Annotated in this window: 7 protein-coding genes; 2 read left to right on the forward strand and 5 right to left on the reverse strand. The window is 64.3% G+C overall.

Features of this window, described 5'->3' with window-relative positions; genetic code table 11:
- Positions 1 to 44: 44 nt before the first annotated feature.
- From I8N66_RS15120 to I8N66_RS15130, 3 genes are all read right to left on the reverse strand, one after another.
- Positions 45 to 641: a PE-PGRS family protein gene (locus tag I8N66_RS15120; RefSeq protein WP_113539081.1), complete on the reverse strand. Its 597-nt coding sequence runs from the start codon at positions 639 to 641 to the stop codon at positions 45 to 47.
- 293 nt (positions 642 to 934) lie between these two features.
- A complete protein-coding gene (locus I8N66_RS15125; RefSeq protein WP_291154843.1) occupies positions 935 to 1,999 on the reverse strand; it encodes a hypothetical protein in 1,065 nt (354 codons plus the stop codon).
- Positions 2,000 to 2,177: 178 nt separating this feature from the next.
- Positions 2,178 to 3,173 (reverse strand): GlxA family transcriptional regulator, encoded by a 996-nt coding sequence (locus I8N66_RS15130; protein WP_291154837.1) that lies wholly within the window; start codon positions 3,171 to 3,173, stop codon positions 2,178 to 2,180.
- 391 nt (positions 3,174 to 3,564) lie between these two features.
- Between I8N66_RS15130 and I8N66_RS15135 the strand changes: the two genes are divergently transcribed.
- Together I8N66_RS15135 and I8N66_RS15140 are read left to right on the forward strand one after the other, a co-directional pair.
- Complete coding sequence (locus tag I8N66_RS15135; RefSeq protein WP_291154838.1) at positions 3,565 to 4,593, forward strand: four-carbon acid sugar kinase family protein; 1,029 nt, start codon at positions 3,565 to 3,567, stop codon at positions 4,591 to 4,593.
- A gap of 3 nt (positions 4,594 to 4,596) precedes the next feature.
- Positions 4,597 to 5,298: a FadR/GntR family transcriptional regulator gene (locus I8N66_RS15140; protein WP_223728076.1), complete on the forward strand. Its 702-nt coding sequence runs from the start codon at positions 4,597 to 4,599 to the stop codon at positions 5,296 to 5,298.
- Positions 5,299 to 5,363: 65 nt separating this feature from the next.
- Here I8N66_RS15140 and I8N66_RS15145 read toward each other — a convergent pair whose 3' ends face one another.
- On the reverse strand, positions 5,364 to 6,482 hold the full coding sequence (locus I8N66_RS15145; protein WP_291154839.1) for an iron-containing alcohol dehydrogenase: 1,119 nt from the start codon (positions 6,480 to 6,482) through the stop codon (positions 5,364 to 5,366).
- A gap of 4 nt (positions 6,483 to 6,486) precedes the next feature.
- Positions 6,487 to 7,298: 4-hydroxythreonine-4-phosphate dehydrogenase PdxA (pdxA, locus tag I8N66_RS15150; protein WP_291154841.1), on the reverse strand; the 812-nt coding region annotated here is incomplete at its 5' end.

Raw genomic sequence — 7,298 nt, forward strand, 5'->3', positions numbered from 1 at the left:
AACAGAGGATCGCCGGCCATGGCCGGCGATCCTTGTCGAGCGTTTCAGATACCGAGGTCGCTGATGGTTCCCAAGGTATTGTCGAAATTGTCGAGAACGTTCGAGACCGCCGTGGTGTTGGTCGTCGTGGTGGTTTCCGAGATCGGGTTCGAGTGAACGAGAGCCGCGGAAATGTCGCCGCCGAGCGCCGTTGCGCCGTCGCCGCCAGCCCCGCCCATGCCCGAAATGATCGTTGCGCCTTGATCGGCGAGCAACGTCGTCGTCTGCGTAGCAGTCGTGCTCGCGTCCACGCTTGCGGTGTTTCCGCCGCTCGTGCTGCTCTGATCGCCACTCGAAGTCGGATTGCCGCCGGCGCCGCCCGCGCCGCTGTTGGTAAGCGAGGCGAGGACAGAGATCGGTACCTGGACGAGGCCGCCGCCATCAGCGTTGCCGGTCCCCCAGTCTGCACCCTGACCGACGTTGTCGCCGTTATCCACGGTGGGGACTGAGCCGATAACTGTCTGCACCGGAGCCACGCTGGCGACCGGATTGTAGTTGATATCGCCGTTGTTGGTGCCGTCGCCGCCGTTGCCGGCGCTCGCGTCGCCCGCGATGGGATTGGTGAAGTCGATCGTGTCGGTGGTTATTTGTGAGATAGGCATAGCGTCGCTCCTCTACTTGTTGCCCCGTAGTCTTGGACGGTTCGATGCCACAGCACACCGCCGCAGCGGGGGGACAGCGCGAAAGCCATGGTGCGCGTGATCCTCGGGGCGAACCAGCCGGACATTCGGAGACGTTCCTTTGGGTAGGGTGTGCCCGTGTTTCAGCTTGGCCGGCGTCAGGCGGACCCGGCGGGGCACGTTTCAGGGAGCAAAGTTGTGAGGGATGGCAGCGGAACGCCACGAATACGCGTCGCCAGTGCGCGCCTGCGGCGCTTGAGTGGGAATGCTGCGGTTCAGCCGTGCAGGACGTCGTCGATCAGCGCGGCATTGGCCTCGGCGATGTTGCCTTCGCCGCCCGCGCCCCCGATGCCGCCGATCTGCAGCGTATGCTGGTCGACCAGCAGGTGGTTGAGCTGGTCCGCCTCGGCGGTGCCGCCGGCGGGTACTGCGATGTTGATCGGGTGGAAGTAGCCGATGTTGACGTCGACGGTGCTGCCGTTCGAATAGCCGTCTCCACCGCCGCCGGAGGCACCGCTTCCGGTGAAGATCGTGTCCGAGGACAGGTTGAAACCGCCACCCTTGCCGCCGATACCGGCGATCTGCACGCCGCCCTGGTCGAAGATGACGTTGTTCGTCTGTGTGGCGTGAGCATCGCCGCCGGCGGCGCCGACAGCAATGTTGATTGGCGAGAACACCGCGACGTTTACGTCGACCATGCTTCCGATGAACGTGCCGTCGCCGCCATGGCCCGCATAGGCGTCGCCGTTGAAAATGAACGTCGCGCCCTGCTGCTGGGCCGGGGCGGTATTGCCGGCAACGTTATGGTCGCCCCCGGACCCGCCAACGCCGCCGATCTGGGTGGCGCCCTGAAGGAAGGCCGCATTGTTTGCCTGCCCGGCCGTGGCGCTCGAACCTGGACCGGCTGCGACGGCCAGGTTCAAGGGCGCAAACACGGCGGTGTCAGTGCTGACGAGGCCGCCAAAGAAGGTGCCGTCGCCGCCGCCGCCGGCCACGCTGCCACCGCCATGGCCACCGGCCACGTTGCCGTTTCCACCTTCACCACCAATGCCCCCCATCTCGGTGACGTGTTGGTTTATCAGCGCGTGGTTGCCCTGGAGTGCGTCGGCGTCCGTGTGCGAGCCGGCGATGGCCGCGTTCGACGGTGTGAACATCGCCAACGTGTTGCTGCCGATCGTGCCCAGGCTGGTGCCGTCGCCGCCGTTTCCAGCGGAGTTCTGCGCCGGCGCTATGTCGAGCGGGAGCCACGTCGGCACCAGCGCCAGGTGGCCACCCGCGATCGTGCTCTGGTTGGAGTTCGCGTTCGGTGCTTCTTCCGACAAAACACGAGTTTCCGTCATCGCCATGACTCCCATAAACTCAAGCCCCCGCAACACGATCATGCGACGTGTGCGAGCGCGCATCGCGAGCTATTTTGCAGGCGGTTGCGGCAAAAGGTGAGCCTGCAATTCGGCTACGTCCGTTCGGGGAGGGGGATGGCCGATCGGCTATCGTGCAGCCGGAGCGACAGTGCAGGGCTCACTTCGGCGATGTGGCGCGCATCTGCCGCGGCGACTGGCCGAAGGTCTTGGCAAATGTCCTGGAGAAATGCCCGGCGCTTTCGAAGCCGACTTCAAGCGCGATCTCGATGAGCGAAGCGTCCGTCTGGGTGATGAGGTGCTTGGCGCGCTCCAGTCGAAATTTCCGGTAGACGTGCGCAGGCGACATCTTCGCTTTCTCCATGAACAGTCGCTCGAGTTGCCGGCGTGACAGGCCGACCGAGGCCGCCAGTTCAGGGATCGAGATCGTGTTCTCGGTATTCTGCTCCATGATGATGAGGGCAGCGTTCAGGCGGGGGTCGTTGCTCTCGATCGCGAGCGGCTTTCTTGGCTGCACATGGAGATGCGAGCGGGCCTTGTCGATCTGCAGGACCTCGAGTGCATTGCGCTCTGCCTCCCGGCTGATGTGGAGACGCACGATATGGGCGGCCATGTCGGCAGCACTGCTGCCGCCGGCGCAGGAACCGCGGGTGCGGTCGAGGTTGAAGAGGCGGTCCGAGCGAACCTTCAGATCCGGAAAGCGTTCGCGGAAGGCCTGGTAGTGAAGCCAGCTGACGCAAACGATGTGCCCGGCCATGAGCCCTGCTTCGGCCAGGATGAAGGTACCGGTGCACAGCCCGATCAAAGGCACTTTCTTCGCGGCCGCCTTCTTCAGGAAAGCGATCGTCTCGTCGTCGATCGGGTGTTCGTTCTTGAGCAGGCCGCCGACCATCACGATGTAGTCGAACTGCCCCGGATCGACGAGGCCTGACGTCGGCGCGACCTGAACCCCGCAGCTCGATGCGATCAGATGGCTCGTGTTGCCGAGCACCTGCCAATCGGCGCGCACGCGGCCCGATTTGTCGAGTTCGTCGCTTGCCAGCCGGAGCGTATCGACGAAGAGGGCGAAAGCCGAAAGTGTGAACGACCGGGCGAGCACGAAGCCGATCTTGAGGCGGTTGGCTGCAGCATCGTTGGATTTCGTGTTTATCGTCATTGCGAACCCACTTTAAACTACTCATGCCAATTGGCTGGCGCGCCGTTGTCTCGGTCGCGGCGCCTTCGGAGGGGCGCCGCGGCATCGCACAGACGCCGACAACAAAAGCCGCAAGCCCGGCGTCTCGCAGACAGTTGTTCCGATCCGTATCCTATCTGAAAACCGCGTGCCAGGGGATCACAATCGTCCACGAAGACCAGCCGATCGCCGATGGGCTCTAACTCCTTGGTCTTGCGCGCGCTCTTGCCCGCGGCGCGTGGAAGAACACGGCGGCGGATGGCGAACGTACACGGTTAAACCGGTTCTTACTTGTAAATAGATCTCAAAAAATATTGACATTTCAATAGAAAAATTGGTTATAAAGATAACAACAAATATCTGGATCTGTTAGATGCTCGCCATTGTCGCTGATGACCTGACCGGCGCACTGGATGCCGCGGCGCCGTGTGCTGCGAGGGGCTTCCATGTCGAAGTTGCATTGGCGGTCGAAGCGATCGGCGATGCGCTGAGGGCGGCTCCGGATGTGCTCTCGATCAATCTCGGCTCGCGCGAGTTGAGCACTGAGAGTGCCAGGCAGCGTGCCGAGGCCGCTCTCGCCGCGTTGCCTCCGGGTTCTCGGATCTTCAAGAAGGTCGACTCCCGTCTGAAGGGCAACATCGTTGCCGAACTCGATGCGATGTCCTTCCGTGCTGCGCTGGTGGCGCCGGCCATCCCGGCCTTTGGCCGGGTGGTGGTATCCGGTCGCGTTCAAGGCTTTGGGGTGGAGGTGCCGATTTCCGTTGCCGAGAGGCTCGGCGGACATGCGGCAAAGGCTTCGATCCCGGATGCATCCACCGAGGCCGAGATGCGTGTTTTGCTCGAGGACGCGGAAGGCAACGGCACGGACCTGCTGATCGGCGCGCGCGGCCTCGCAGAGGCGCTTGCCGAGCGCATGAGTGGCGGCGCAGAAGCGCGAGCTGCCGAGGTGTCGGCCGGCCCGGCCTTATTCGTCATCGGATCCCGCGATCCGATTACCCTTGCCCAGATCGATGCGCTTCGCGATGCCCTCGCTTTATCCTATCTGCCGGCGCCGAACGGCCGGCTTGTGAGAGCGGGCGACGTCGCCGGCGCGATCACGCTCGTTCAGGCGGTGCCGGGCGAAGGGGAGGTGACGCCGGAAGCGGTTTCCGAGGCGCTTGCCGAGAGCGTTTGTCCGGGCTTTGTCGAAGCGGCAGGAACGGTGCTTTTGTCCGGCGGCGCAACCGCGGAGGCGGTTTTGAAAAAGATGGGCGTACAGCGTTTTCGCCTGCTGGGCGAATGCCTGCCGGGCCTGGGCTTGGCTGAGGTCGACGGACGTTGCATCATCGCCAAGTCTGGCGGATTCGGTGCGCCGGGCACGCTGAGGGAAATCGCGGAGGCTGTCCTCCGCAAGATGGGATGACGGATGGGACTGGAGAACGGAACAGCACGCAAGAGCCTCGGCGATCTCGTCTTTGAGCGCATGCACCGTGCGATCAAGTCCGGCGCCTACAAGCCGGACGAACGCTTGCCGACAGAGCACGAGCTGGCAAGCGAGTTCGAGGTTTCGCGCCCCATCATCCGCGAAGCGCTGCGCCGGCTGCGCGAGCAGGGCTTCATCTATTCGCGCCGCGGTGCCGGCAGCTTCGTCCGTGCCGTCGGCATGCGTGAGCCGCTTGGCTTTGGGCAACTGGAAAACGTCGCCGATCTTCTGAACTGCTACGAGTTCCGCCTGACGGTCGAACCGGCGGCGGCCGCCGCCGCCGCAGAGCGACACGACGCAGCCAGCTTGGCCGCCATCCGTCAGGCGCTGGAACTGATGCGGGACGCCACCAACCGGCAATCGCACCGGGAGGATGCGGACTTCCAGTTCCATCTTGCAATCGCGCGCGCCGCCCAGAACAGCTATTTCTTCACCGCGATGGAAGCGCTCAAGGATCACATCGCCGTCGGCATGCGGTTTCACGGCGCTTCGGTCAAGCGCGAAACCACCGGCTTGACGCGGGTCTTTGCAGAGCACGAGGCGATCGCAGAAGCCATTGCTGCCCGAGAAGCTTCAAAGGCGAGGGAGTTGATGCACGAACACCTTTCCGGATCCCGCGAGCGCCTGTTCCAGGCGAGCAAGTAGCCGCCTCAAAATGCGAAAACCCCGGCAAGCCGCCGGGGTTTTGTTTTTTTGCGCCAACGGATGGATCAGAAAGCTGCCTTGTAGACGGCGAGTACGTCCTCGGCACTCATGTCGATCGGATTGTTGTCCATCAGGCGGCGGTTTGCATGCGCCTCGCTGGCATAGAGCGGCAGGTCATCGGCACTTGCGCCGTGGGCAGCGAGCGACATTTCGATACCAAGATCGCGGCAGAAGCCACGCGCGGCGCCCAGAAGTTCTCGGGCGGAGAGACTTCCCCCGAGACCCAGGGCTTGGGCAACTTCCGCCGTCTTGCCCGCCGCAACCGGCTGGTTGAAGGCGAGCACATGCGGAAAGATGATGGCGTTTGCCAGGCCATGGGGCAGGCGAAGCCGCGTGCCGAGCGGATAGGCGATGGCGTGGCCGGCGGCGGTGTTGACCGGCCCAAGGCAGATGCCGCCGTAGTAGGAAGCCAGCATCATGCCTTCGCGTGCCTCGGTATCTGATCCATCCCTGACGGCGCGGGCGAGATATTTGCCCACGAGCTTGAAGCCCATACGGGCAAAGCCGTCGATCATCGGATGGGCGCGGCGATTGGTGAAGGCTTCCACGCAATGGGCCATGGCATCGACGCCGGTAGCAGCGGTTACCGCCGACGGTACGGAATAAGTGAGCTCCGGATCGAGAACGGCGAAGTCGGCAATCATGTGCGGGCTTTCGACCGCGATCTTGTTTCCCTTGGCCGGGTCGGTGATCAGCGAGCGGATACCGGCCTCCGAGCCTGTGCCGGCGGTCGTGGCGACCTGGGCAAGGCGGGTGTTGCGGCCGAGAACCCGGTTCGGTCCGGCGACATCGGTCAGCGTCTGCTCCGAATCCCAAAGCACGGCAACCAGCTTGGCGACGTCGAGCACTGATCCGCCGCCAAGGCCGACGATCAGGTCCGGCTTGCTCTGGCGCGCGGCGTCGAGCGCGGCGTTCAGGGTATCGACATCGGGTTCGCCCGGGATCGCGTCGAACACCGTGACGCGGCCGGCGAGTTTCAGGCGATCGACGAAGCCGGCGGTGATCGGCGTTGCGATGACGAGCACCGAACGGGCGTCGGCCGCCCAGGCGCCGACCTCGGCGATCGTGCCGGCGCCGACGGCGAGGCGACGCGGCTGATGAAGGGTAATGGGGGCGATGGTCATGGTGTCATCCTCGCTTGGCGTCGCCCGCCACGAGCTTGCGGGCATAGGCAATGGCGGAGTTCATGTTGCCGTGATTGGCAATGCCCTTGCCGGCGATGTCGAAGGCCGTGCCGTGATCGACGGAGGTTCGGTCGATCGGCAGGTCCACCGATACGTTCACGGCGGTATCGAAGGCGACGAGTTTCACCGGGATGTGCCCCTGGTCGTGATACTGCGCGACCACGAGGTCGAAGGCGCCCGAATAGGCGCGGTGAAACACGGTGTCGGCGGAGATCGGCCCATAGGCGTCGATGCCTTCCGCCCGCGCCGCCGTAACGGCCGGCGCGATCTGGTCGTCGTCCTCGGTTCCGAACAGGCCGTTTTCGCCGCAATGGGGATTGATGCCGGCGACGGCGATTTTGGGTGCCGCATAACCGATGCGTTTCAGATGGGCGTCGCCGGCGCGGATCGTGGCGAGAACCCGTTCGGTCGTCGAGCGCCGGATCGCCTCCTGCAGCGCCACATGGGTCGAGACGTGGATGACCTTGAGGCGCTCGGAGGCAAGCAGCATATAGGCCGCCTTGGAGCCCGTCAGGCTGCGCAGCATCCCGGTGTGGCCGTCATAGTGATGACCGGCAAGGTTCAGCGCTTCCTTGTTGATGGGCGCGGTGACGATGCAGCCGATGATGCCGGCTTCAGCGTCGCGCACCGCCTTTTCGATGAAGCGGAAGGCGGCGTCGCCGGCGACCGGGCTCAACTGCCCCCAGGGAAGCGGAGCGCCCTCGATCGGCAGATCTACGACATGCCCGGTGAGATCGACCTCAAGTCCGAGAGCGG

Source organism: Ensifer sp. SSB1, from assembly GCF_016652895.1.
Lineage (GTDB): Bacteria > Pseudomonadota > Alphaproteobacteria > Rhizobiales > Rhizobiaceae > Ensifer.